Origin of the sequence: Undibacterium sp. KW1, assembly GCF_009937955.1 — a bacterium.
Lineage (GTDB): Bacteria > Pseudomonadota > Gammaproteobacteria > Burkholderiales > Burkholderiaceae_D > Undibacterium.
The window spans coordinates 5,775,583-5,799,743 of record NZ_AP018439.1 but is presented as its reverse complement, the minus strand read 5'-3'; the positions used below and the strand labels follow the sequence as shown (position 1 = coordinate 5,799,743).

Here is a 24,161-nt window from a genome sequence, read left to right as displayed (position 1 = left end):
TCATAGTCCGAGTTTTGTTCACACAGGATTTTGACAGCCACTGATGAAGCTGCCCCAGCAACCCGGACGTTTATTTTTATGGCGTGGCGCCGCCCTGGTGGTGTCACCCGGCATAGACTCGTCCCTGCATACTCATTTTGCACTGCAACTGACTTATGGTCTGGAGCGGCCATTCCGTGCCCGCCTGCAGGCAGAGCATGACTGGACAGAAACCCGCAGCGCCAGTTTTGCGCCGCATGATGCCCATCAGATAGATAGTGACGGCGGCGTGCTGGCGCATCTGTTCCTGGAAATGCCGGAGGCCGTGAAGTGGGGTGGGACGGATTTGCAGGCGGGATTCGGGTCTGCACCGGAATTTAAGGCACTGGCCGCCAGTCTGGCCGACAACCGTCATCAATCACTGGACATCGCAGCAGCCCTGCAGATACGCCAAGTCTGGCAAGCCTGTGCCTTGCCGCAAAGCCAGGTTAGTACCTCGCTCGATAGCCGCATCCTGGCTGCGCTGGATGCAATAGCCGCCAGCCACGGCGCAGATTGTAGTGGTGAGAGCCTGGCCAGACTCGTGCATCTCTCAGAAAGCCGCTTTACCCATCTGTTCCGCCAGCAAACCGGCATGTCCTTGTCACGCTATCTGCTATGGTCGCGCATGGTGGATGCGGTAGCGGCAGTTGCGCAGGGCAATAACATGACAGCGGCTGCCCATGCGTCCGGCTTTGCCGACCTGGCACACATGAGTCGTACCTTTCGCAGCATGATGGGGGTGGCACCTTCAGAATTGCACAGGATGGCGATTGCGTTCAAGCAGGATGTCATTTGATGGATTACTCTGGGGTATAACAATATCCGGGAGACCCTCATGCAACAAACAAACCAAAGACAGATAGAGCAACTGCTGGCGAAATACAGTGAAAGCCATCTGCACCCGACCAATGAACTGATCCACTTTGTCTGTGTACCCGTGATCGTGTTGTCCTTCCTTGGCCTGATCTGGGCTGTGCATCCTATGGCAGCACTTGCTGTTACTGTCATCTCGCTGATTTATTACACCACACTCTCGGTGCCGTTTGCTGTGGGCATGCTGGGAATGTCGGGCACTATGCTGTGGATACTCTCGCAATTGCCACAACACCTGATGTGGCAAATTTCACTCGGTATTTTTGTTGTCGCCTGGATAGGCCAGTTCATCGGCCACAAGATAGAGGGCAAGAAACCATCTTTCTTTGATGACCTGCGCTATTTGCTGATAGGCCCCTTGTTTGTACTCAGTTTTTTATACCGTCGCCTGCATATCGCGTATTGAGCATCCGATCAGCATCAATGCAGCATCGGATGAGCATCAGATGCTGAGTTGCACTGCCTGAGAAGTCTTGGGCAAGTCTTTGCTATACAGACGCCAGGTATTGCGGCCAGCGGCCTTGGCGGCTTTCAGTGCAATATCAGCATGATGCAAAAATAGCCGCTGCTCTTTGGCATGCAGGGGACAGCAGGCTACGCCCACACTGGCGCTCAGCAATATTTGCTGGCCGCGCAAGGTCATGGGCTGGTTGATGGCCTTGACCAGCCGGTCTGCCAGTTGTTCTACCACTTCCAGACTGCCCACATTGGGCATGATGGCGGCAAATTCATCGCCATCGACACGGCATAGCGTATCGGTACTGCGCAAGACACCACACAGGCGGTTGGCCATGGTCGCCAGAATCAGGTCACCGGCATCATAGCCAAAACTTTCGCTGAGACCCTTGAAGTGGTCGAGGTCGATAAACATCAGGGCTGCCATTTCTTCATTGGCAACTGCATCTTCGAGGCAGTTGCTGAGCAGCCGGTGGAAATAGTGGCGGTTCGGCAGCTTGGTCAGGCTGTCATGGTTGTTCAAAATGGCCAGGCGGCTGTCTGCTTCGCGCCTTTCCTTGGCCTCGCTTTGCATATCGTTTTCCCAGGCTTCCATCCTTGCCAGCATGAGATTGAAATGCATGTTCAGGCTGCCCAGTTCATGCTCAGGGTCTTGTGGTGCGCGCAGGCTGTAATCACCCAGCGTTGCCACTTTTTCAGCTATCACGCTTAATTCCATGATGGGTTGCACGGAGCGCAATTGCTTATTCGTTAGCCAGTAAGCTGCAAGTGCAGTGGTAAACACAAACAGGAAACTGGCGATCAGCAAGAACAACAGGATGTGCTGGTACAGCGGCCAGGTACTGATTTGCAACTGCACCTGACCTATCACCGTGGTGCCACTCAGCACCGGGCTAATGGCACTGAAATTGCCCGGGTGATATTCCACCACATGCCGCCGCAGCAAGGTTGTGGCTTCTACGCCACTGGTCTTGATCAACTGGCCCTGCGGGTTCCAGGCCAGTATGGGCTGGCCATGGCTGTCATAGACATTCGCAGTCTGCATGTCTGGCGTATTGGTGGCATTCAGCAACAGGCTTTGCAATTGCCGCATATCATTGGCGATCATCGCGTCTGCCATATTGCTGGCAAGAGTGTCAGATTTATACAGGGCTTCTGCACGCAAGTTTCTTTGCAACAGATAAGCAGACAGTATCAATCCCAGGATCAAGGCAGCCAGCATCGCCAGCGCGATTGCCTGCAAATTCTTGCGAAAGATGCGTTTTGCCATTGGTAACCTGAAATAAGTGTTATGCATGAGAAAAATTGCGAATTGCCCCGTGGAAAATACTGGCTGTAGTGAATACCAGCGACTATACCTATGTGCCAGAATCATGTCATAAAAAAGTGCCATGGCACCAGAACTCATTTCATCAATAAGGGGGAGTGCGAACAAGACGATTTGGGATGCAGTGCAAGGCGTAAGGTGTGTACCCTGTGCAGCTAAGGCTCCTGCCTTAGCAAAGGGCGCAACGCTGCAATGCGCCCAAATCGTCAGTTTCCGGAGGGTTGGCCTCATAACGCGCGCTGGACTGCGTTATAAGGCAAACGCATCTCATCCTTATTGATGAAATGAGTTCTATACTTCTCTATTGATTGGCGTCTTTTTGCATCGCTTTATGCAGAAGCAGGCATCTGCGGGTAAACTGCGGCACATCTTTATGTTAGCTTGAATCCGCGTGTCAGATTTTTCCAACAATCCTGTCCTGCCATTTCCTCTGCCCCGGGCCTGGGAATGCTTTGCCCTGCTTGATGATGCTCACGCAGAGCAGGCACAATCGCGCTACTACCATGACCTGCAGGCCGTATTGACATGCAACACGGCGCAACAGTGGCCAGCCTTATGGCGTGATGCAGAGCAGGCTTTGCAACAGGGCAGTTTTGCGCTGGCATTGCTGTCGTATGAAAGCGGCGCGCAATTGCAAGGCATTAGTGAACATGTTGAACACCCTACAGCGGCTGTGTCACGCATACTCCTGTTCCGGCAATGCCATATTCTGGATAGCCAGCAAGTCACTGGTTTTTTACAGGCACAAGAAGCACCGAACACCATTGCCGGAATCGCAGGTATACAGCCCAGTGTCGATGCCAGTCAGTTTGAAGGTGGCATAGCCAGGGTCAGGGAATATATCGCTGCGGGTGATACTTACCAGGTCAACTACACATACCGTCTGCATTTTGACAGCTACGGCCCACCCGCCGCACTCTACAGCCGCTTGCGCCAGCGCCAGCCCGTGCCTTACGGTGCGCTGATCTGCTTGCCTGATGGCGAGGCAGTCGTTTCGTTGTCACCAGAATTATTCGTGCGCCAGCAACAGGGTAAATTGCTTGCCCGCCCCATGAAGGGCACGGCAGCGGCAACTGGCGATGCAGAGCAAGACCAGCGTCTGGCGGCAGAACTTGCTGCCGACAGCAAGAACCGCGCAGAAAATCTCATGATCGTTGATTTGCTGCGTAACGACCTCGGGCGCATCGCCAAAACCGGCACGGTCAGGGTACCCAAATTATTTGAGGTCAAGCGCTTTTCCAGCGTGCTGCAAATGACTTCTACTGTTGAAGCCGATTTGCAGCAAGACCTGAATCTGGAACAGATACTGACGGCCTTGTTTCCCTGTGGCTCGATTACCGGCGCACCCAAGCACCGCACCATGCAGATCATCCGTGAACTGGAGACAGAGCCGCGTGGCTTGTATACCGGTGCCATAGGCTGGTTCGATCCACCGGCACAGCCAGGCGAAATGGGCGATTTTTGCCTGTCTGTACCTATACGCACTCTGCAACTGCAAGCCCCTGTTAATAATGCCGAGCCAGTCTTGCGCCGTGGTGTACTGGGAGTAGGCGCTGGCATCGTATATGACAGTGTGGCTCAGGACGAATATGCAGAATGCCATTTAAAGGCACGTTTCCTGACCGGACTGCCACCTCAGTTTGAACTGTTTGAAACCATGTACGCAACACAGGAAGAAGGTTGTCGCCATCAATCACGGCATCTGCAGCGCCTGCAGGCATCGGCACAGTATTTTGGCTTTGTCTGGGACCAGCAGCAGATCAGACTGGCATTGCAGCAAACATGCGATGCCCTGCCTGCCAGCCTGCCACACAGGTTGCGCCTGGCACTGAAGCCGGATGGCAAACTTGAGGTGCGAACAGCGCTACTGACCAGCATGCCAGAACAGCCCAAGGTCATGCTGGCGACAACTGCCAGTGATAGCCGCAATCTGTTCCTGCGCCATAAGAGCAGTTTGCGCCAGCAATATGACCAGGCCTGGCAGGCAGCAGAGCAACAGGGCGCATTTGATATGTTGTTTTTTAACGAAAAAGGGCATTTGACCGAAGGCGGGCGCAGTACAGTCTTGCTGAAACTCAATGGCAAATGGCTGACACCGCCACTCGAAGATGGTGTCTTGCCCGGCATCATGCGGGCGATATTGCTGGAAGACAGGCGTTATCAACTGACTGAGCAAGTCCTGACGCTGCCAGACCTGCAGGCCGCAGAGCAAATCATGTTGTGCAATTCCCTGCGTGGTGCTTTTGTTGTTGATTTGATTAAAATGGATTAACTAAGTGCATGCAAGACTTGTTTTGCTGGCAAGAAAGCTGACATGACTTGCCTATCTGAAGTATAAAGATAAATTCCGCTCACAAATTTGGTCTGGAAAATTGATCCAGCTTAAATATTGTGCCTGCACGAAGGAAAGGTTACACTGGAAAAAAATTAACCGACCAAGCGGTCGGCAAATTGCATTCTTATTCATATTGTTTGGTAATGATTAATATTGCAGATAATCGCAAAACAGGAGACTACCCATGAAGAAACGGTTTTTACTGGCGGCCTTGCCCGCCATGTTATCGCTGGTACTGGCAACAAATGCTTATGCGCAGATCAAGGTTGGCGTCAATGTGTCGGCCACCGGCCCCGCAGCTTCTTTGGGCATCCCTGAAAAAAATACCTTCGCCCTGCTGCCCAAGGAAATCGCCGGCAAGAAAGTGGAATACATCGTACTGGATGACGCCTCTGATACCACGACCGCTGTCAAGAATGCCCGCAAGCTGATAGCCGAAGACAAGGTTGATATCCTCATCGGTTCTACCATCACGCCTAACTCCCTGGCCATGGTCGATGTGGTAGCAGAAAATGAAACGCCAATGATTTCGATGGCGGCATCTTCGGCGATTATTTCGCCTATTGATTCCAAGCGTTACTGGGTATTCAAAACGCCGCAAAATGATTCACATATGTCCACGGCGATCACCGGTCACATGAACGATGCCGGCGTCAAGACTGTTGCATTTATTGGCTTTGCCGATGCCTATGGCGAAGGCTGGTACAAAGAATTTTCCAAGATTGCTGAATTGCGCAAGCTCAAAGTGGTTGCTAACGAGCGCTTTGCCCGCAGTGATACTTCAGTCACTGGCCAGATCCTCAAAATCCTGGCGACCAATCCTGATGCAGTCTTGATTGCCGGTGCCGGTACACCAGCAGCCCTGCCACAAAAGACCTTGAAAGAACGCGGCTACAAGGGCAAGATTTACCAGACCCACGGTGTTGCCAATAACGACTTCCTGCGCGTCTGCGGCAAGGATTGCGAAGGCACCTGGTTGCCAGCAGGCCCACTGCTGGTGGCTGAACAATTGTCCAATGATAATCCAGTCAAAAAATCTGCCATGCGCTATGTCAAAGCGTATGAAAAAGAATATGGCGCAGGTTCTGTCTCCACCTTTGGTGGCCATGCCTGGGATGCTAGTCTGTTGCTGGAATCTGCCGCGACGGTCGCTTTGAAAAAAGCCCAGCCAGGTAGCAAGGAATTCCGCGCTGCCTTGCGTACTGCTCTGGAAAATACTGTCAACTTGCCAGTCTCGCATGGCATCGTCAATATGACTGATACTGACCATCTTGGTTTTGACCAGCGTTCCCGCGTCATGGTGCAAATCGTCAATGGCAAATGGAAATTGATCGGTCAGGCTAACTGATGTATTGATGAAGTAATCAAGGGAGCTACGGCTCCCTTTTTGTTCGGCCCAAAGTACTGAGGGCCATGCTTGAACTAGTAAGTACCTGTTTGCGATCTTTAGCGCGTGCGCAAGAGGAGTTTATGCGAGGATCATGTGTTGCTCAAAATGCTCATGTACTTAAGTACATTCCGCTTTTTGCGCTGCACTTTTGTTACCCTGACCTCGCTGACGCCCGCTCGCTACAGATCGTAAACAGGTTCTAAGCAAGAAAGTCAGGTTTACATGGATTTTTCAATTGCCGCCATCCTCGCTCAGGATGGTATTACCAGTGGCGCCATCTATGCCTTGCTGGCATTGGCGCTGGTGCTGGTGTTTTCCGTCACGCGGATTATCTTCATACCGCAAGGTGAATTTGTCGCCTTTGGTGCGCTCAGTCTGGCTGCCATACAGTCTGGCAAGTTCCCGCATTCTGCCAGCCTGTTACTCGCTTTTGGCTTGCTATGCCTGGGCAAGGAAATTTATGCGCAACTGCGCAGCAAGCAAGCTGTGAATGCCAAGGCCCTGGCTTTATCGGCTGGCAAGCTGTTGCTGTTTCCACTGGCTGTCTGGCTGCTGGCACGCAATGTCAACGCGCAGGAATGGCCCTTGTTCGCCCAGGTCCTATTGGCACTGACGATAGTCGTGCCGATGGGGCCCATGATTTACCGGCTGGCTTACCAACCTCTGGCAGAAGCCAGTACTCTGGTCTTGCTCATCGTTTCTGTTGGTGTGCACTTTGCGTTGACTGGCATGGGCCTGGTCATGTTCGGTGCCGAGGGTTCACGCACCACCGCTTTCAGTGACGCCCGCTTTGAACTTGGTGCCATGCAGATATCTGGCCAGAGTCTGGTGGTGATTGCTGTTTCTGCTCTGTTGATCGCTGCGTTGTATTTCTATTTTGAACGCAGCCTGTCCGGCAAGGCCTTGCGGGCTACTGCTGTCAATCGCCTCGGTGCGCAACTGGTTGGTATAGGTACCACGCAGGCGGGTCGCTTGGCATTTACTCTTGCCGCGGCCATGGGTGCATTGTGCGGTGTCTTGATCGCCCCGATGACCACGGTGTATTACGACGGCGGCTTTTTGATCGGCCTCAAAGGTTTCGTTGGCGCCATCGTCGGTGGTCTGGTGTCTTATCCGGTGGCAGCAGCAGGTGCCTTGCTGGTGGGCTTGCTGGAATCGTATTCATCTTTCTGGGCCAGTGCCTATAAGGAGGTTATCGTATTTACCCTGATTATCCCGGTCTTGCTATGGCGTTCACTCTCCAGCAAACATACTGATGAGGATGAAGAATAATGAAAGCACTCCTCACCAACGGCATCAGACACGGTAAATGGATATTGCTTGCGCTGGTCTTGCTGTTCCCCCTGGTGCCGGTACCTGAATTCTGGATCACTCTTGCCAACTATATAGGCCTGTATGCGATCGTCGCGCTGGGCCTGGTCTTGCTGACCGGGGTAGGCGGCATGACCTCTTTTGGCCAGGCAGCTTTTGTTGGCCTCGGCGCTTACTCGACAGCTTATCTGAGTACGGCCCTCGGTTATTCACCGTGGCTGGGTTTGCTGGCAGGCCTGGTGCTGACCATGGTGGCAGCACTGGCGATAGGCCTGATTACCATGCGCCTGTCCGGCCACTATCTGCCACTGGGGACTATTGCCTGGGGTCTGTCGCTGTTTTTCCTGTTTGGTAACCTGGAATTCCTCGGCAAATATGATGGCCTGAATGGCATACCTCCGATACAAATCGTGGGACTTAAACTCGATACAGGCCGCAGCATGTTTGGCCTGATCTGGGTGATATTGTTGCTGGCGATAGTTGCGGTACAAAATCTGCTGCAATCACGTCCTGGCCGTGCCATACGCGCACTCAAAGGTGGTGGCGTCATGGCAGAAGCCATGGGTGTCAATACTGCACGCATGAAGGTCATCATCTTCGTCATCGCTGCCATGCTGGCGAGCGTTTCCGGCTGGCTGTATGCGCATTTGCAACGCGCCGTTAATCCCACACCATTTGGCTTGAATGCCGGTATTGAATACCTGTTCATGGCCGTGGTTGGCGGTGCTGGTCATGTCTGGGGTGCCTTGTTGGGCTCAGCCCTGCTGACGCTGCTGAAAGACAAACTGCAAAGCATCTTGCCTGCATTGCTGGGCGCGAATGGTAATTTTGAAGTCATCGTGTTCGGTGTCTTGCTGGTCTTGTTGCTGCAACGCGCACGTGATGGTGTCTGGCCATATTTGGCCAGCTGGAGCAAGCGCCTGTTTGCCAAATGGTTGCCAGAAGATAAGGGCATACAGGTCGCAGCAGATGCAGCGGTATTGCCAGTACGTGCCAAACCGCCAGTCGATACCGTCATCCTGGAAATCGACAAGGCGCGCAAGCAATTTGGTGGTCTGGTTGCTGTCAATGACATGCAGTTTACTGTCAGCGCAGGCCAGATCGTCGGCCTGATAGGCCCGAATGGTGCGGGCAAATCGACGATGTTCAACCTGGTCACCGGTGTCTTGCCTTTGACCAGTGGTGCCGTGCGTTTTTACCGTGATGGCAAATTGCAGGATATCGCCAACCTGCCTTCGCGTGAAATCGTCAAGCTGGGCATAGGCCGCAGCTTCCAGCATGTACGCCTGCTGGCCAGCATGACGGTACTCGAAAACGTCGCGATAGGTGCGCATCTGCGCGCCAAGGGTGGTGACGTCATGGAAGTCATCGCCAGCATCTTGCGCCGTGACAGCAAGGTAGAAAATTCCCTGTTGGCCGAGGCAAAAAATCAGCTTGAGCGGGTAGGCTTGGCACATCTGATCAATGAAGAAGCAGGCAGCCTGGCACTGGGCCAGCAACGCATACTGGAAATCGCCAGAGCCTTGTGTTGTGATCCTAGTTTACTGTTGCTGGATGAACCCGCCGCCGGTTTGCGTTATAAGGAAAAACAGGAGCTGGCCGAGCTCTTGCGCAAACTGCGGGCAGAAGGCATGAGTATCCTGCTGGTTGAACATGACATGGATTTCGTCATGAATTTGACGGATCAACTGGTGGTCATGGAATTCGGCACCAAGATTGCCGAAGGCTTGCCGCAAGACGTACAACAACATCCGGCTGTGCTGGAAGCTTATCTGGGTGGGATAGATTGATGACGACTACAAATTCTGCAGACACCACGCCAGTCATTCTGGCGACGGCATCCTTGTCTGAACCGGCCTTATTGCAAACCAAGGACCTGCAAGTATTCTATGGCAAGGTCGAGGCTTTACAGCCTGCCAATATACGTGTCGGTGTCGGGCAAATCGTTACCGTCATCGGCCCGAATGGTGCGGGAAAATCGACGATGCTTAATGCCATCGCCGGTGCCCTGCCTGCCAGTGGCAGCATGCGCGGCCAGATACTTTTGTCGGATAAAAACCTCGCCAGCGTCAGTATAGAAAACCGTGTTGCCCAGGGCATGTCACTGGTGCCAGAAAAACGCGAGCTGTTCGCCAGCATGAAGGTCGAAGACAATCTTTTGCTGGGCAGTTATCGCCGCTACCAGGCCGGTGAAAAAAATTATGCTGACCAGCTCGATGTCGTCTTCGATCTGTTCCCACGACTCAAAGAAAGACGCACCCAGGAAGCAGGGACCTTGTCAGGCGGTGAACGCCAGATGCTGGCAGTAGGCCGTGCCCTCATGGCCAAGCCGCAATTGCTGATGCTCGATGAACCCAGCCTCGGCCTGGCACCGCTGATCGTCAAGGAGATTTTCCATATCATCCAGCGTCTCAAGCAAACCGGCGTCGCGATTCTACTGGTAGAGCAAAATGCCCGCGCCGCCTTGCAAGTGGCCGACTATGCCTATGTACTGGAAACCGGGCAGATCGCACTTGAAGGTGATGCCGCAGAACTGGCCAATGACCAGCGCGTGATCGATACCTACCTGGGTCTGGCCAAAAAGAATCATTGAGCTAGCCGTGCTAGACTTTGCGGTATGAGAGTATTGATTACAGGTGCCACCCAGTGGGAAAGCCAGGCAGCTATTCGCCGCGAACTGGCTCAGTTGCCGCCAGCGACCATCATCGTCACAGGTGATACGCCTGGCATAGATGCGCACGCCAAAGCAGTTGCACTGGAATTTGGTTTTGTAGTCGAAGCGATGAAAAAAACCAATGCTGACTACCGCGCATTTCCTGGTGAAGGATGGAAGGGCCTGAATGTCAGAATGCTGGCGACAGGCATAGACCTGGTGCTGGCTTTTCATGCCGACTATGGCAAACCTGGTTGCGCTCGCTGTACACTACATGCCGTGACACTTTCTGAGCAGGCACAGATACCGGTCAGGATTTTCACGCAGTAAAAATCCCACACCCAAATAAACGTCACGACCAAATAAATACTACAATCAGCGCGAAGGAAAAGCATGATTTCCCATGTATTCACAGGCATACAGGATTTTGATAAATCTTTTTCGTTTTACTCTGCCCTCATGACTGAGTTGGGCCTGGTCTTGAAATTCAAGGATGCAGGCAAGCCTTGGGCAGGCTGGATGTCAGCAGACCAGCCACGTCCTTTGTTTGTCATCGGCAAACCTTTTAACGGCGAAGCCGCACAGCATGGCAATGGCCAGATGGTGGCATTGCTGGCTTCATCACGTGCAGCGGTGCAGCGTGCCCATGCAGCGGCACTGGCGCATGGTGGCACTTGTGAGGGAGCGCCAGGTTTGCGTCCGCATTATCATCCTAATTACTACGGCGCTTATTTCCGCGATCCAGATGGCAACAAGCTTTGTGTTTGCTGTCATCATGAAGAAGCAGAAGCCGGGTAAGTTTCCGTGCATTGCGGTTCTACTGTGAAGAAAAAGTGGCAAGAAGAAGCTGAAATTTTCCGCTTGTCATAAAAGTATGATTAAATGCTGAGCCAAGAAAAGTGCTGTTGATGCGGGAACCTGTCAGGGCCTTGCAAGCACTTAGACTTGATCATGAATGTCAGAAACTAAGACAGCAATCTACACAGTAAAACGTTACGCTCAAACAAGTGACTTTAAGTACCGATCAAATTCTTGCACTCGCGCCTGATGCCAGTTCAGCAAAAGCTGGCAGTGCACTGGCAACAGCCTCCAAATGGAGTAATCTCGGCAATTCCGACATTGCTGTCTGGGGCGAATGCCAGGGTAGCGGCTCCACCCCTTATCGCGCCCAGATAGATTTGCGTGAGCCTGCTTTCAAATGTAGTTGCCCCAGCCGTAAATTCCCTTGCAAGCATGGGCTGGGCCTGTTCTTGCTTTACTCAGGAAAAACAGAATTATTTGCTGCGACACCGGCACCGCAATGGAATCTGGACTGGTTGCAAAGCCGCGAAGCCCGCGCCACGAAAAAGCAGGAAACAGCAGAAGAGAAACTGCAAAACCTGACGCCGGAAAAAATCGCGCAACAGGCAGAGCAGGCGCAAAAGCGTGAAGAAAAACGCGAGGCCAAAGTCGCCCGTGGCTTGCAGGAATTGCAGACCTGGCTGGAAGATCTCGCCAGGGAAGGTTTTTCCAGCTTGCGCAATGCCGGTACTGCCCAGTGGGATGCCATCGCCGCCCGCATGGTTGATGCGCAGATGGCACCGCTGGCCGGGCGTCTGTCACGCGCAGGCAGGCTGGCTTTTCAAACCAGTATCAGCGATTGGGAAGAGCAACTGGCACGCGAAATAGCCGCCATTTATCTGCTGATCAGGGCTTATCAAAAGATAGATAGCCTGACACCCGATTTGCAGGAAGATGTGCGCAGCATGCTGGGCTGGAACCAGAGTCAGGATAGTTTGCTGGCGCAAGCCGGGCAAGTCGATTGCTGGCAGGTAGTGGCGCAGAAAACCCGTGATGACGAGCGTGTGCGTACACGCATCACCTATTTATGCGGTAAGAGCAGCGGGCTGTGGGCAATGTTTTTGCAATATGCCGTTGGTACCCAGGGCTTTGACCGGCCTATCGCCGTCGGTAGTGAATTTGAAGGAGAACTGGTGTTCTATCCGGGGGCAGCTCCTCTGCGTGCCTTGATCAAGGATCAGCGCAATGTCAGCGTCATTAAAGAATATCAATTCCCGGCCACGCAATTTGACGCAGGTATGCAAAGCTATGCCAGGGCAATTGCCGCCAATCCCTTTATCGAACGCCTGCCACTGAGTTTGTCCGGGCTACGCCTGCAACTGGATGGTGAACGCTGGCTTGCCATTTTGCCTGACCAGCAAGCCCTGCACTTGCCAGAAAACTTTGCCTATGGATGGCAATTGCTGGCCGTCAGTGGTGGTCAGCCCATGACATTGGTAGGTGAATGGGATGGCTATTGTTTTACCCCACTCTCGGTACAGACAGACCGGCAATTCTTGAGTCTTGAAAGTGATTGTCTCCTATGACGTCGATGCTTACCGCCAGCATAAAAAAATCTCTATTGCTGGGCACTTCACGCGCCGGAGCGCAAGCGCAGAATGACTTGCCTGCCGCCTTGCAGGATAGCGTTTTTGCTGATGCAACAAAGCACACTGATATGCCCGAATCGGATCTCTGGGAACGCATCTCGGCACTGGACTTATGGACGCGTGCCGGGGCACAGGCTTTGGCAATCACCAGCCGCGCCACTAAAATAGCCGCAGATGAAAAACTCCAGCCTTGTACGCAACGGGCGGAAACAAAATTATCTTTATTATTGCAGGGCACATATCCTGAATTGCGCTTTGAATGGCTGAGCCTGGCAAAGCAGCATGGCTGTCATTTACCGTACAAATTTTTACCTGCCATGCTGGAACTGGGGCGCACCCAGCCTGTCTTGCGGCCCTATGTCGCCGCAGTCATGGGCGAGCGTGGCAAATGGCTGGCAAGGCAGAACCCATCCTGGAGCTGGCAAGCAGAGACAGAGCTGGTTGAGGATGGGCTATGGGAAACCGGCACGCTGGAGCAAAGGCTGGAAGTGTTGCGACTCAGCCGCAGCAAAGACCCTGAGCTGGGCCTCACCATGCTGCAGGAAGTCTGGAGTACCGAGCCACCTGAGCATCGCATACGCCTGATACAGTGTTTGAAAGAAAATCTGAGCGCAGCCGATCAGGAATTCCTGGAGCGCGCACTCGACGATAAACGCAAGGAAGTGCGCACAACCGCGCAAACTTTGTTATTGAGCCTGCCAGATTCTTTGCTTGAACTGCGCATGCGCGCCAGACTGGATACTTTGCTGAGCATCAGACCGGACATCATCGGTGATACTGAACTGGTAGTCAGCCTGCCACTGGAACGCGATAAAGCCATGCAGCGTGATGGTGTGGGCAGCGCCACTTATCACGGCACAGGTGAAAAAGCTGGCTGGTTGCTGGACATGCTCGCAGCAGTCTCGCCCTTGTACTGGTCAGAAAAATGGCAGCTCAGCCCGGTACAATTATTCGCATTGGCAGCAAAGACAGATTACCAGCAAGTCTTGTTGACTGGCTGGGCGACAGCACTGCAAACCCTGTCTGCCAGATCAGGCATGCAGGATAATACCTCAGCGCAGTTTGAAGGCTGGTGTCTGGAACTAAGCCGCCTGAGCATGCACACTGACAGCAAGCACAAAGCGAATCTGTCGCCCTTTGTCCATAAGATACTGGCTAATGTGCAATCCGGCTTTGTGTATGACTTCTTCATGGAATTGCTGGCACCAGTTCAGGCCTCATCGAATTTTTCTGTGTGGACCGTACTGGAATTATTCCAGCAGGTGGCAGCACAAAAGAGGCGATTGCCTGCTGCCCTGTCGATTGCGATTGTGGCGCATGTACGCAATAAGCTGAATGAGTTGACAGCAGAATTCTGGTCGCTGAAACAAGTGCTGAATACTCTGGCTCTGGTCATCGATCCAGCGCAATTGCTTGAATATGAACGTGACTGGCCAAGGGCAGATCTCCACTGGGATAAATGGCAAACCACAATAGACGATTTTCTCGCATTGCTTCGCTTCCGTAGCGAAATGATGCACACTTTTCTGGAGCAGCAATGAGTACTCATGACAGCATACTTCGTCAACACGCTGAAGAACAATACGCGAATGAACTGGAAGCCCTGGCCGCCGTCGATACGCGCCAGAGGCCGCCACGCTGGAAACTGTCACCATGGGCTGTTGCCACTTATCTGCTTGGCGGCACGCTGGATAATGGTGTCGTCATTTCTCCCAAGTACATAGGTAATGCCAGGGTCATAGAAATTGCGGTAGCCACACTCGCAACCGACAGAGCGCTGCTATTGCTGGGTGTACCCGGTACGGCAAAATCCTGGGTGGCAGAGCATTTGTCCGCTGCGATCAGCGGTGACTCTACCCTGATCGTGCAGGGTACGGCAGGTACCAGTGAAGAGACTGTCCGCTATGGCTGGAATTACGCCCACCTGCTATCGAAAGGGCCATCGCTGGACGCTGTGGTGCCTAGCCCCATCATGCGTGCCATGCGTGATGGCAAGATAGGCAGGGTAGAAGAATTAACGCGTATCCCGACTGAAGTACAGGATAGCCTGATCACCATACTCTCAGAAAAATCCTTGCCGATTTCTGAATTGAATGAAGAAGTGCAGGCGCAAAAAGGTTTCAATATTATTGCCACCGCCAATGACAGGGATCGTGGCGTCAATGAATTGTCGAGCGCGCTCAAGCGCCGCTTCAATACCGTGGTCTTGCCCTTGCCACGCACGGCAGATGAAGAAGTCAATATCGTTGCCACCCGTGTTGCCAGCCTTGGCCGTGCACTGGAATTGCCAGGCGAAATTCCTGCGCTGGAAGAGATACGCCGGGTAGTTACCATCTTCCGTGAACTGCGTGATGGCGTCACTGCAGATGGCAAGACCAAGCTCAAAAATTCCAGCGGCAGCTTGAGTGCCGCAGAGGCAATATCCGTAATCGCCAATGGCATGTCACTGGCAGCACATTTTGGTGACGGCACTTTGCGCGGCGCAGATATCGCGGCCAGTATGGTAGGCGCGATAGTCAAAGACCCGGTGCAGGACAAGATCGTCATGCTGGAATATCTGGAAACCGTGGTCAAAGAGCGCGAAGGCTGGAAAGACCTGTATCGTGCCTGCCGCGATGTCATGCATTAAGAAAATGAGTATCAAGAATACGTATAGCAATATCAGCATGGGTAGTGCTTAACGATGAGCACACACCTGTTTGGTATCCGCCATCATGGCCCGGGTTGCGCACGCAGCCTGAAAGAGGCTTTGCACGCCCTGCAGCCGGATTGCATCCTGATAGAAGGCCCGCCGGAGGCGAATGATCTGATTCCCTTTGTTTCCAGTGCAGAAATGCAGCCGCCAGTTGCGCTCTTACTGTATGTGCCGGATGCACCGCAAAATGCCGTGTATTACCCTTTTGCCGCATTTTCACCGGAATGGCAGGCATTGCAATTTGCCGTGGCCGGGAATATCCCTGTGCAGTTCTGTGACTTGCCGCAGGCATTCCGTCTGCTATCTGCAGAAAAAAACGAAGACTCGACGGAAGATGAGAATGAAGAAGACGAAGACGTAAAGCCTGTGGATTTGCAGACACGTCTGATGCGGGCCGATCCTTTATTGGCGCTGGCACAGGCTGCTGGCTTTGCCGATACAGAAACCTGGTGGGATCATCTGGTAGAGCAGCGCAAAGACAGCCTGGATTTGTTTGCCGCAATTGCTGAGATGATGACAGTCGTGCGTACAGAAATCACGCAGGCATCTGATCAACTTCAGGATCAACTTGAAGTGCGTCGTGAAGCCTATATGCGGCAAATGCTGCGTCAGGCGGAAAAAGCTGGTTATCAAAAAATTGCCGTTGTTTGTGGCGCGTATCATGTGCCTGCACTGGCCAGGATGCCGACCGCGAAACACGATGCTGACATCCTCAAGGGGCTGGACAAGGTAAAAGTTGCAGCCACCTGGACACCTTGGAGCTATGGCAGGCTGGCATTTGCCAGTGGCTATGGTGCAGGTGTCGAGGCACCTGGCTGGTATCATCATTTATGGCATCAGCCAGAGCAGGCAGTTTTGTACTGGTTGAGTGACGTGGCGAATTTGCTGCGCAAGCATGATCTTGATGCCTCATCGGCCCATATTATTGAGGCCACACGCCTGGCAGATACGCTTGCAGCACTGCGTGACCGTCATCATCCTGGCCTCGATGAAATCATGGAAGCCACGCGTGCCGTGTTTTGTTATGACAGTGATGCCCCGTTGCGCCTGATACGCAGGGAATTGCTGCTCAATGACAGGCTCGGTGCCGTGCCTGCAGATGCACCGAACTTGCCCTTGCCGCAAAACGTCGCTTTGCTGCAAAAAAAATTCCGCATGGCAGTGCGTGCAGACAGCACTGATCTTGAACTGGATTTGCGCGAAGCGGCGCATCTGGAAAAAAGCAGCCTGCTCTACCGTTTGTCCCTGTTGGGCATAGACTGGGGCAAGCGCCAGCATGTGCGTGGCAAGACCGGTACCTTTCATGAAGCATGGCGGCTGGAGTGGCAGCCTGATTTTGCGATCAAGCTTATAGAAGCGAATATCTGGGGCAGCACGCTGGAAACTGCAGCCAGTTCCTATGTCATCGACATGGCAAGACGGGCACAGACCTTGCCGGAACTGACCAAACTGGTAGAACGGGTATTGCTGGCTAATCTTGGTACGGCTCTGCATGAAGTCATGCGCAGGGTAGAGGAGGTCAGTGCCCTCACGCCTGACCTTGGCTACATGCTGGCAGCATTGCCAGCACTGGCGAATGCCATGCGCTATGGCAATGTACGTAATACCGACACAGCAGCAATGGAACTGGTGGTCAGCAAGCTGCTGAGCCGCATCTGTATTGCCCTGCCAGTTGGTGCCAGAGGCCTGGCTGACGAACCTGCGGCACAAATGGTCAAGGACCTCATCGCCGCCGACCAGGCTGTGCGCATGTTGCAGAATGAGGATTATCTGAATAACTGGTTTGCCTCGCTGGTACAGACTGCAAAGCAAGAGAGTTCACATGGCCTGATCGCCGGACGCTGTGCCCGCATACTAACCGAGCAGGGGCAGTGGAGCGAAGAGCAGGCTGGCCAGCAACTGGCGGTACATTGTTCCCATGCGCAGACGCCTCTGCTGACTGCGCACTGGATAGAAGGCTTCTTGCAAGGCAGCGGTGCCTTGCTGATACACAATGACATGCTATGGCAGTTGATCAATTCCTGGATGTCCGGTTTGAATGCGGAGACGTTTATTGAACTCTTGCCCCTGCTGCGTCGTACCTTCTCCAGTTTTGCTGGGCCCGAGCGCTATCAACTGGGTGAGCGCGCTGTCGCCAGCAAGGGTGCAGCAGTGACGCTACATACCGATACTGCGCTTGACGAGAGCAGGGCAAGACTGGTGATACCGGTATTACAGGCTATGTTAGGCAAGACTTTGCATGATGGTCAGCCGGGAGCAAATGCATGAGTAATGAGCCGAAGTTAACAGAAAATTCAGCAGGAAATTCAGCAGAAAACCTGCGTCGCTGGCGCCTGGTACTGGGCAGCGAGGCTGAGCAAGCAGGCTCAACCCTGTCGCAGCAAGACCTGGCCATAGACCGTGCTTTAAGCGCTCTGTACGAGCCGGGTGAGCAACAGTCAGGCAAGCGTGCTGGCCTGGGTTCATCCGCACCCAGCGTAGCGCGCTGGCTCGGGGATATCCGTGATTATTTCCCTTCCTCTGTCGTGCAAGTCATGCAGAGAGATGCATTGGATCGTCTGGGTTTGCAGCAAATGCTGCTGGAACCGGAAATGTTGCAGGCCGTAGAAGCTGACGTGCATCTGGTCGCCACCCTGCTGAGCCTGAACCGTGTCATGCCCAACAAGACCAAGGCTACTGCTCGCCAGGTGGTTGCCAAGGTGGTGCAGGAACTGGAGAAAAAACTGGGCACGCCATTGCGCCAGGCCGTGGCTGGCAGCTTGCAGCGTGCGGTACGTAATTTGAGGCCACGTCATAACGAGATAGACTGGATGCGTACCATCAAGGCCAATCTCAGGCATTACCAGCATGACTACCAAACCATCATCCCTGAGACGCGCATAGGTTTTGGCCGCAAGGGCCAGTCCTTGCGCGATATCGTCCTGTGCATAGACCAGAGTGGCTCCATGGCACCCTCGGTGGTATATGCCAGTGTATTTGGTGCGGTGCTGGCCAGTATCAAATCAGTCAGCACCTCTGTGGTGGTATTCGATACCGTGGTCATGGATTTAAGCCATTTGCTGAGTGACCCGGTAGAGGTTTTATTTGGCACGCAACTCGGTGGCGGTACGGATATCAACCGGGCACTGGCTTATTGCCAGGGGCTGGTGCAAAGACCGAGGGAAACCATCTTCGTTCTCATCAGTGATTTGTATGAAGGTGGTAATAACAAGGAAATGCTGCAAAGAGCAGCCAGCATGATACGCAATGGCGTCAGCGTGATTTGTCTGCTGGCGCTGGATGATAATGGCGCACCATCCTATGACCACCACAACGCCGCCACACTGACGGCCATGGGAGCGCATTGCTTTGCATGCACGCCGGATTTATTCCCTGACCTGATGGCTGCTGCCATCAAACGCCAGAACCTGGAGCAATGGGCGGCAGAGGCGGGTATAGTGACTACACGAGCGGCTTAGGTGTGTTCCGCCATCCAGGACTTCAGACCATTCACCCATTTTGCCGCCGGTAATTTACAGGCCAGGCGTATTGCCGTTGCGCGTTCATACAAGTCTTCAAAATCAACTGAGGGTGCTTGTTTGAAGGCGATGGCAACGGTGTTGGCATCGTGTACCAATGGTAGCCAGACGACGGCATCAAAAGCCTCTTGCAAGGCAGCGATATTGGCATTGCAATTGGCGTGGTAATTTTGTGGATTGCCAAACAGGTTCACGGTCAGCATGCCATCTTCGCTGAGACAATTGGCACAGGCCTGGTAGAACGCGGCGCTGCCGAGTGCCGGGGCTTCGGCGGCGGCGTCATACAAATCAATTTGCAAGACATCTGCCTGACCATGGTTGGCGCTGTCGTTGACATAGTCCAGCGCATTCATGCACAGCACTTGCAGGCGTTCATCGTTGACCGGTAGTTTGAAATGCTGGTGGCAGGTGGCGATGACCTTGGGGTTCAGTTCTATCGCAGTGACTCTGGCCTGTGGGAAATTGCGGTAGCAAAACTTGGTCAGCGCGGCTGCACCCAGGCCCAGTTGTACAACGTGTTGCGGTTTATATTTGAACAGCATCCACATCATCATTTGCTGCACATATTCCAGTTCTATCTGGTCAGGCATGGCCATGCGCATGGCACCCTGTATCGCATCAGAAGACAGATGCAGGGTGCGTACACCAAGGTGCTCGGCGATGGTGACCTCGGGCAAGTCCATGGTCGCTGCCTGAGTCGCCTTGTACAGATTAAGAGCAGTCTTTTGCATGCTGGCGAATTATGTACTGGTTTTAGGCCAGGTTTCCAGGCCTTCGATTTCTACCATCTTTTGCCAGCTCGGGCGGGCGATAATCAGTTGCGCGAGTTTGTTCAAGGCTGGCCATTGCGTTGCCGGACGTGGCATATTGCGTGACCAGCGCATCAGCATGGTCAATTGCAAATCTGCGCCGGAAAAAGTCTCGCCGAGCAGATAGGGGCCATTCTTGCTCAGGTGCAGGTCAAGCTGATCCCAGATGGCAGCGATACGTTTTTGCAAGGCCGCTTTGCTGGCTTCACTATGTTCTGCAATACCCAGTTCGGCGGGATAAAACCAGGCACGGAAGGCCGATTGCAGGCTGCCACTGATGAAGATGATCCATTGCCGCCACAGATCGCGTTCAACGGTGCCAGCGGCAGGTGCGAGGCCAGCTTGCGGGTGGCGTTCTGCCAGCAACATCAGCAAGGCGGCGGATTCCAGATACGGGCGGTTATCGATGACCAGGGTAGGCACGACACCATTTGGATTCAGGCGCAGATAATCGGGATCTTTTTGCTGGTTTTTTTCTACATCGACGAGTTTCAATTCATGGGCAGCGCCAATTTCCAATAGTGCCAGATGAACGACCATGCTGGCGGTACCAGGGCAATAGTAAAGAGAATACATACAGTCCTTGATGAATTTTGAAGTGTAGTTATGAGGTGTAGTTTTAAGCTGCAGTTGTAAAGCACAGGTTTAATCCGGATGAGCTTGCCCGCAAACTGAGCATTGCATATTTTTGCTGATGCCTATGCTATTCCATTCCATGCGCAGGGCATCCAGCAACAGCAGGCGGCCTGACAGTGCCCGGCCTATGCCCATGATGACTTTCAGGGCTTCGGCAGCCTGCATGCTGCCTATGATGCCCACCAGCGGTGAAAACACGCCCATACTGGAACACAGCACTTCTTCAAAAGGCTGGTCGGGTGGGAACAGGCAGGCATAGCAAGGAGATTCTTCATCGCGGCTGTCAAACACGCTGATCTGGCCATCAAAACTGATCGCTGCACCAGATACCAGCGGTACTCCAAATTTGACACAGGCGGCATTCACGGCATGGCGGGTAGCGAAATTGTCGCAACAGTCGAGCACGATGCTGGCCTGGCTGACCAGTTCTTCCAGTCGCGCATCGGCAGCCCGCTCCTGCAAGGCAATGATGCGTATTTCGGGGTTGATCGCTTCCAGCGTGTGCTTGCCTGAACTGACCTTGGCCATGCCCACGGCTGCCGTGGTGTGCATGATCTGTCTTTGCAGATTGGTCAGATCGACGCTGTCATTATCGACCAGGGTGATCGTACCCACACCGGCGCTGGCCAGGTACATGGCCGCAGGTGAACCCAGACCACCAGCACCGATGATGAGTGCATGTGCTTCCGTGATTTTTTGCTGACCCTCTATACCTATCTGGTCCAGCAAGATGTGACGGGAATAGCGTAAGAGTTGCTGATCGTTCATCGTCGTAAAAAAGGCCGCTGTTGGAGTAAGCGGCCTTTTTATGAAGGTTAATTTTAGGGTTTATTTTTTCTTGCTATCTGTTTTGTGCTCGGTCTTGTGGTCGGCTTTGTCAGTTTTGGCTGGCTTGTCAGCTTCCTTGCTGCTGTCTTTGCCTTCCTTGCCTTCTTTATCGATGACCTTGGCTTCAGTGACCTTGACTGGCAAACCTTTGAGGTGATTCAGGGCCTGGGCCAGCTGGAAGTCTTCGGCACCACCGTATTCCAGAGGCTTGCTCTTTTTCGCCAGCGCGATCAGGCGTTGCTCTTCTTCGGCCTCATCGACTTTAGGACGGGCGACTTCTTTTTCCTTGTCATTCGTCAGATGTTTTTGCAAGTCAGCTTCACGCGCACGCAAGCCATTGAAACCATCGCCATCTGCAGTTTCTTCGACGTTCAGGTCAGGGACTATGCCTTTGGCCTGGATAGAGCGGCCATTCGGTGTGTAGTAACGCGCCGTGGTCAATTTGACGGCAAAGTCTGGATTGCTGCTATTGAACGGGAAGCGGATGATGGACTGTACCGATCCCTTGCCAAAACTTTGCGTGCCCAGGATGGTTGCACGTTTATAGTCTTGCAAGGCACCCGCCACGATTTCTGAGGCAGATGCAGAGCCGGTGTTGATCAGCACGACCATAGGCACTTTTTTGACGGCTTCCGGCAATTTGCTCAGAGGGTCGCTCAGCGTCGCCCTGTCGTAGTCCTGACGGCGGGCAAAATAAGTCACTTTTTGATCTGCCATCTGACCATTGGTGGAGACCACCGGTACTTCCTTGGGCAGGAAGGCGGCTGACACGCCTATGGCGCTATCAAGCACACCACCCGGGTCATTACGCAAATCCAGTACCAGTCCCTTCAAATTCGGGTCTTGTGCATACAGGCCCTGGATTTTCTTGGACATGTCATCGGTGGTGGGTACCTGGAACTGGGAAACCCTGATCCATGCATAGCCAGGCTCTACAATTTTTGCCTTGACGCTTTGCTGTTTGATCAGTTCACGGGTAATCGTGACGACGATGGGTTTTTCTTCGCTCTTGCGGTAAATCGTCAGCGTAATCTTGGTATGCGGTTCGCCGCGCATTTTCTTGACGGCTTCATCCAGTGTCAGGCCTTTGACCGGCTCGGAATCAAGCTTGGTAATCAAGTCGCCGGATTTCAGATTCGCGCGGTAGGCAGGGGAATCTTCAATAGGAGAAATGATTTTCACATAGCCGTCTTCCATGCCGACTTCTATGCCCAGGCCGACAAATTTGCCCTGTGTGCTTTCATTCAGTTCCTTGTAGGCTTTCTTGTCCAGATAGACTGAATGCGGGTCAAGGGAACCGACCATGCCGGAGATGGCATCCTTGATCAGTTTTTTGTCTTCGACTGGCTCGACATAGGCAGATTTGATCAATCCGAATACGTTAGTCAGGTCTTTTAGCTCGTCGAAAGGGAGTGTCTCCGCAGTGCCTTTTTGTGCCACCGCAGAAAACTGCATGGAAACTGCCACGCCCGCAATCATGCCGAGTCCAATTAAACCGAAATTCTTGAATTTGCTGCCCATGATTCACCTAATGCCTATTTAGAGATCCAGTTGAGAGGATCAAATACACGTCCTTGATGACGTACTTCAAAGTATAAACCTGATTCTTCATTACCGCCGCTGTTTCCGGCACTGGCAATGACATCCCCTGTTTTTACCACATCGCCGACATGCTTCAATACTGCCTGATTATTGCCATACAGGCTCCAGTAACTGCCGCCATGATCAACAATCACCATATTTCCATAGCCCTTCCACCAGTCAGCAAAAATCACTTTGCCGGGGGCGATGGTCTTGATTTCTGCACCTTCATTCGCCTTGATGAACATGCCTTTCCAGCTGGGACCATCAGCACGTTTGCTACCAAACCGGGCAAGAATTTCACCTTTCACCGGCAAGCGTAATTGCCCTTTCAGCTTGTCAAATTCACCTGCAGATGGGGTCGCCACCTTGGCCTGCTTGGACGGTTCGTCATCATCAATCGCGTTAGGATTGGTGATTTTTGCTGGTTTCTTGCCCTGTGCCGCCTGTCTTGCTCTTTCTTTCTGTGCTGCTGCAATTCTTTCCTGCCGTTGTTTTTCTTCTAATGCTGCCCGGGCTGCATCTGCCTTGGCTTGCTCTTCAATCAGTTTATTCAATTGTGAGACCAGATTGGAGAGCCTTTGTTCATCTTTTTCGAGACTATCAGCCTGTTTTTTTTGTACATATAATTTTTCTGCCAACTGACTTACCAATGTGGCATGTCGTTTTTTCTCTTTTTCCAGCGCCAGCTTGTGACTTTTTTCTTCGTCTGCTATTTCATCAAGTTCTGCCTTGGCTTCTTTCGCTTCTTCGGCATTTTTTTCCACAGCCAGCAGGCTGATGCGCAAACCATCTATCAGTTTGGCCTGTGTTTGCGAGACATAACTCATGTACTGCAGTTCGCGGTTGATACGGTTGGGGTTGTCGCCCGACAGCAGCAATTTGATGCGGTCACTGTCGCCGCGCATGTACTGGCGGCGTAAAAAATTCGAGAGTTGTGTTTTTTGTTTTTCAACTTTATCAGCCAGGGCTTGCTGCTGCTCTGTCAGTTGTTTGACTTTGGCCTCAGTCTGGGCTTGTTCTGCCTGCAAGTCGCGCAGCGAACGGTTGGCTTCAGAAATGGATTTTTCTGATTCAGCCAGGGCATCGCTGGCATTGTCCTTGGCAGTTTCAGTTTTATTTATATCGTTTTTCAAGGACTTCAGGCGGTTTTGCAACTCAGCCCGGTCTGCTTCTGCCTTGTTTTTTTGCTGGGCGCGCGCATTGCTGGCGGCCATGGCAGACGTTACTGTGCCTGCCAGAGTCAGGCACAGCAAACTTGCAATTAAAAACGGTGAAGACTTGTTGTTAAATGGCATT

General features: G+C 53.0%; 20 protein-coding genes. 14 read left to right on the top strand and 6 right to left on the bottom strand.

Annotated features, from left to right (window positions below; all coding sequences use genetic code 11):
• Nucleotides 1–43 precede the first annotated feature (43 nt).
• Nucleotides 44–817 (top strand): helix-turn-helix transcriptional regulator, encoded by a 774-nt coding sequence (locus tag UNDKW_RS26180; RefSeq protein WP_162061151.1) that lies wholly within the window; start codon nucleotides 44–46, stop codon nucleotides 815–817.
• A gap of 39 nt (nucleotides 818–856) precedes the next feature.
• Nucleotides 857–1,300 carry a DUF962 domain-containing protein gene (locus UNDKW_RS26175; RefSeq protein WP_162061150.1) on the top strand — a complete coding sequence of 148 codons (444 nt, stop codon included), beginning with the start codon at nucleotides 857–859 and terminating at the stop codon, nucleotides 1,298–1,300.
• A 36-nt stretch (nucleotides 1,301–1,336) separates the two neighbouring features.
• Here the strand turns inward: UNDKW_RS26175 and UNDKW_RS26170 are convergent, their stop codons facing one another.
• The gene (locus UNDKW_RS26170) at nucleotides 1,337–2,620 is read right to left on the bottom strand and encodes a sensor domain-containing diguanylate cyclase (protein WP_162061149.1); all 1,284 of its coding nucleotides are present in this window, start codon (nucleotides 2,618–2,620) and stop codon (nucleotides 1,337–1,339) included.
• Nucleotides 2,621–3,068: 448 nt separating this feature from the next.
• Here UNDKW_RS26170 and pabB point away from each other — a divergent pair, with 448 nt between their 5' ends.
• The 12 genes from pabB (at nucleotide 3,069) to UNDKW_RS26110 (ending at nucleotide 18,948) form a co-directional block, all read left to right on the top strand.
• Nucleotides 3,069–4,949, top strand: a complete 1,881-nt coding sequence (pabB, locus tag UNDKW_RS26165) for an aminodeoxychorismate synthase component I (protein WP_232063120.1) — start codon at nucleotides 3,069–3,071, stop codon at nucleotides 4,947–4,949.
• 247 nt (nucleotides 4,950–5,196) lie between these two features.
• Complete coding sequence (locus UNDKW_RS26160) at nucleotides 5,197–6,360, top strand: ABC transporter substrate-binding protein (RefSeq protein WP_162061148.1); 1,164 nt, start codon at nucleotides 5,197–5,199, stop codon at nucleotides 6,358–6,360.
• A 264-nt stretch (nucleotides 6,361–6,624) separates the two neighbouring features.
• Complete coding sequence (locus UNDKW_RS26155; protein ID WP_162061147.1) at nucleotides 6,625–7,674, top strand: branched-chain amino acid ABC transporter permease; 1,050 nt, start codon at nucleotides 6,625–6,627, stop codon at nucleotides 7,672–7,674.
• Nucleotides 7,674–9,503, top strand: a complete 1,830-nt coding sequence (locus UNDKW_RS26150) for an ATP-binding cassette domain-containing protein (RefSeq protein WP_162061146.1) — start codon at nucleotides 7,674–7,676, stop codon at nucleotides 9,501–9,503. Before UNDKW_RS26155 ends, UNDKW_RS26150 begins: the two co-directional genes overlap by 1 nt.
• Nucleotides 9,503–10,306, top strand: coding sequence for an ABC transporter ATP-binding protein (locus UNDKW_RS26145; RefSeq protein ID WP_162061145.1), 804 nt, complete (start codon nucleotides 9,503–9,505; stop codon nucleotides 10,304–10,306). The genes UNDKW_RS26150 and UNDKW_RS26145 overlap by 1 nt, the downstream gene beginning before the upstream one ends.
• A gap of 24 nt (nucleotides 10,307–10,330) precedes the next feature.
• Nucleotides 10,331–10,696 (top strand): SLOG family protein, encoded by a 366-nt coding sequence (locus UNDKW_RS26140; RefSeq protein ID WP_162061144.1) that lies wholly within the window; start codon nucleotides 10,331–10,333, stop codon nucleotides 10,694–10,696.
• Between the two features lie 63 nt (nucleotides 10,697–10,759).
• The gene (locus UNDKW_RS26135; RefSeq protein ID WP_162061143.1) at nucleotides 10,760–11,164 is read left to right on the top strand and encodes a VOC family protein; all 405 of its coding nucleotides are present in this window, start codon (nucleotides 10,760–10,762) and stop codon (nucleotides 11,162–11,164) included.
• Between the two features lie 209 nt (nucleotides 11,165–11,373).
• A complete protein-coding gene (locus UNDKW_RS26130; protein ID WP_162061142.1) occupies nucleotides 11,374–12,732 on the top strand; it encodes an SWIM zinc finger family protein in 1,359 nt (452 codons plus the stop codon).
• Nucleotides 12,729–14,336: a DUF5691 domain-containing protein gene (locus UNDKW_RS26125; protein ID WP_162061141.1), complete on the top strand. Its 1,608-nt coding sequence runs from the start codon at nucleotides 12,729–12,731 to the stop codon at nucleotides 14,334–14,336. Before UNDKW_RS26130 ends, UNDKW_RS26125 begins: the two co-directional genes overlap by 4 nt.
• Nucleotides 14,333–15,424: an AAA family ATPase gene (locus UNDKW_RS26120; RefSeq protein ID WP_162061140.1), complete on the top strand. Its 1,092-nt coding sequence runs from the start codon at nucleotides 14,333–14,335 to the stop codon at nucleotides 15,422–15,424. Before UNDKW_RS26125 ends, UNDKW_RS26120 begins: the two co-directional genes overlap by 4 nt.
• Nucleotides 15,425–15,478: 54 nt before the next feature.
• Nucleotides 15,479–17,758, top strand: a complete 2,280-nt coding sequence (locus tag UNDKW_RS26115) for a DUF5682 family protein (RefSeq protein ID WP_162061139.1) — start codon at nucleotides 15,479–15,481, stop codon at nucleotides 17,756–17,758.
• Complete coding sequence (locus tag UNDKW_RS26110; RefSeq protein ID WP_162061138.1) at nucleotides 17,755–18,948, top strand: VWA domain-containing protein; 1,194 nt, start codon at nucleotides 17,755–17,757, stop codon at nucleotides 18,946–18,948. Before UNDKW_RS26115 ends, UNDKW_RS26110 begins: the two co-directional genes overlap by 4 nt.
• Here UNDKW_RS26110 and UNDKW_RS26105 read toward each other — a convergent pair.
• The 5 genes from UNDKW_RS26105 to UNDKW_RS26085 all read right to left on the bottom strand — a co-directional run bounded on the left by UNDKW_RS26105 (nucleotide 18,945) and on the right by UNDKW_RS26085 (nucleotide 24,160).
• A complete protein-coding gene (locus tag UNDKW_RS26105; protein ID WP_370529057.1) occupies nucleotides 18,945–19,739 on the bottom strand; it encodes a spermidine synthase in 795 nt (264 codons plus the stop codon). The genes UNDKW_RS26110 and UNDKW_RS26105 overlap by 4 nt on opposite strands.
• A gap of 9 nt (nucleotides 19,740–19,748) precedes the next feature.
• Nucleotides 19,749–20,393, bottom strand: coding sequence for a glutathione S-transferase family protein (locus tag UNDKW_RS26100; protein WP_162061137.1), 645 nt, complete (start codon nucleotides 20,391–20,393; stop codon nucleotides 19,749–19,751).
• Nucleotides 20,394–20,462: 69 nt separating this feature from the next.
• On the bottom strand, nucleotides 20,463–21,221 hold the full coding sequence (locus tag UNDKW_RS26095) for a HesA/MoeB/ThiF family protein (RefSeq protein WP_162061136.1): 759 nt from the start codon (nucleotides 21,219–21,221) through the stop codon (nucleotides 20,463–20,465).
• A gap of 60 nt (nucleotides 21,222–21,281) precedes the next feature.
• Nucleotides 21,282–22,802 carry a S41 family peptidase gene (locus tag UNDKW_RS26090; protein ID WP_162043744.1) on the bottom strand — a complete coding sequence of 507 codons (1,521 nt, stop codon included), beginning with the start codon at nucleotides 22,800–22,802 and terminating at the stop codon, nucleotides 21,282–21,284.
• Between the two features lie 14 nt (nucleotides 22,803–22,816).
• Entirely contained in the window at nucleotides 22,817–24,160 is a 1,344-nt protein-coding gene (locus UNDKW_RS26085; protein WP_232063119.1) for a murein hydrolase activator EnvC, read from the bottom strand.
• Between the last annotated feature and the right edge of the window lies 1 nt (nucleotide 24,161).

What these genes read in the sequence shown, in the direction of transcription:
- UNDKW_RS26180 (WP_162061151.1), top strand. Translation starts at nt 44, where the DNA reads ATGAAGCTGCCCCAGCAACCCGGACGTTTATTTTTATGGCGTGGCGCC.
- UNDKW_RS26175 (WP_162061150.1), top strand. Translation starts at nt 857, where the DNA reads ATGCAACAAACAAACCAAAGACAGATAGAGCAACTGCTGGCGAAATAC.
- UNDKW_RS26170 (WP_162061149.1), bottom strand. Translation starts at nt 2,620, where the DNA reads ATGGCAAAACGCATCTTTCGCAAGAATTTGCAGGCAATCGCGCTGGCG.
- UNDKW_RS26160 (WP_162061148.1), top strand. Translation starts at nt 5,197, where the DNA reads ATGAAGAAACGGTTTTTACTGGCGGCCTTGCCCGCCATGTTATCGCTG.
- UNDKW_RS26155 (WP_162061147.1), top strand. Translation starts at nt 6,625, where the DNA reads ATGGATTTTTCAATTGCCGCCATCCTCGCTCAGGATGGTATTACCAGT.
- UNDKW_RS26150 (WP_162061146.1), top strand. Translation starts at nt 7,674, where the DNA reads ATGAAAGCACTCCTCACCAACGGCATCAGACACGGTAAATGGATATTG.
- UNDKW_RS26145 (WP_162061145.1), top strand. Translation starts at nt 9,503, where the DNA reads ATGACGACTACAAATTCTGCAGACACCACGCCAGTCATTCTGGCGACG.
- UNDKW_RS26140 (WP_162061144.1), top strand. Translation starts at nt 10,331, where the DNA reads ATGAGAGTATTGATTACAGGTGCCACCCAGTGGGAAAGCCAGGCAGCT.
- UNDKW_RS26135 (WP_162061143.1), top strand. Translation starts at nt 10,760, where the DNA reads ATGATTTCCCATGTATTCACAGGCATACAGGATTTTGATAAATCTTTT.
- UNDKW_RS26125 (WP_162061141.1), top strand. Translation starts at nt 12,729, where the DNA reads ATGACGTCGATGCTTACCGCCAGCATAAAAAAATCTCTATTGCTGGGC.
- UNDKW_RS26120 (WP_162061140.1), top strand. Translation starts at nt 14,333, where the DNA reads ATGAGTACTCATGACAGCATACTTCGTCAACACGCTGAAGAACAATAC.
- UNDKW_RS26115 (WP_162061139.1), top strand. Translation starts at nt 15,479, where the DNA reads ATGAGCACACACCTGTTTGGTATCCGCCATCATGGCCCGGGTTGCGCA.
- UNDKW_RS26110 (WP_162061138.1), top strand. Translation starts at nt 17,755, where the DNA reads ATGAGTAATGAGCCGAAGTTAACAGAAAATTCAGCAGGAAATTCAGCA.
- UNDKW_RS26105 (WP_370529057.1), bottom strand. Translation starts at nt 19,739, where the DNA reads ATGCAAAAGACTGCTCTTAATCTGTACAAGGCGACTCAGGCAGCGACC.
- UNDKW_RS26100 (WP_162061137.1), bottom strand. Translation starts at nt 20,393, where the DNA reads ATGTATTCTCTTTACTATTGCCCTGGTACCGCCAGCATGGTCGTTCAT.
- UNDKW_RS26095 (WP_162061136.1), bottom strand. Translation starts at nt 21,221, where the DNA reads ATGAACGATCAGCAACTCTTACGCTATTCCCGTCACATCTTGCTGGAC.
- UNDKW_RS26090 (WP_162043744.1), bottom strand. Translation starts at nt 22,802, where the DNA reads ATGGGCAGCAAATTCAAGAATTTCGGTTTAATTGGACTCGGCATGATT.
- UNDKW_RS26085 (WP_232063119.1), bottom strand. Translation starts at nt 24,160, where the DNA reads ATGCCATTTAACAACAAGTCTTCACCGTTTTTAATTGCAAGTTTGCTG.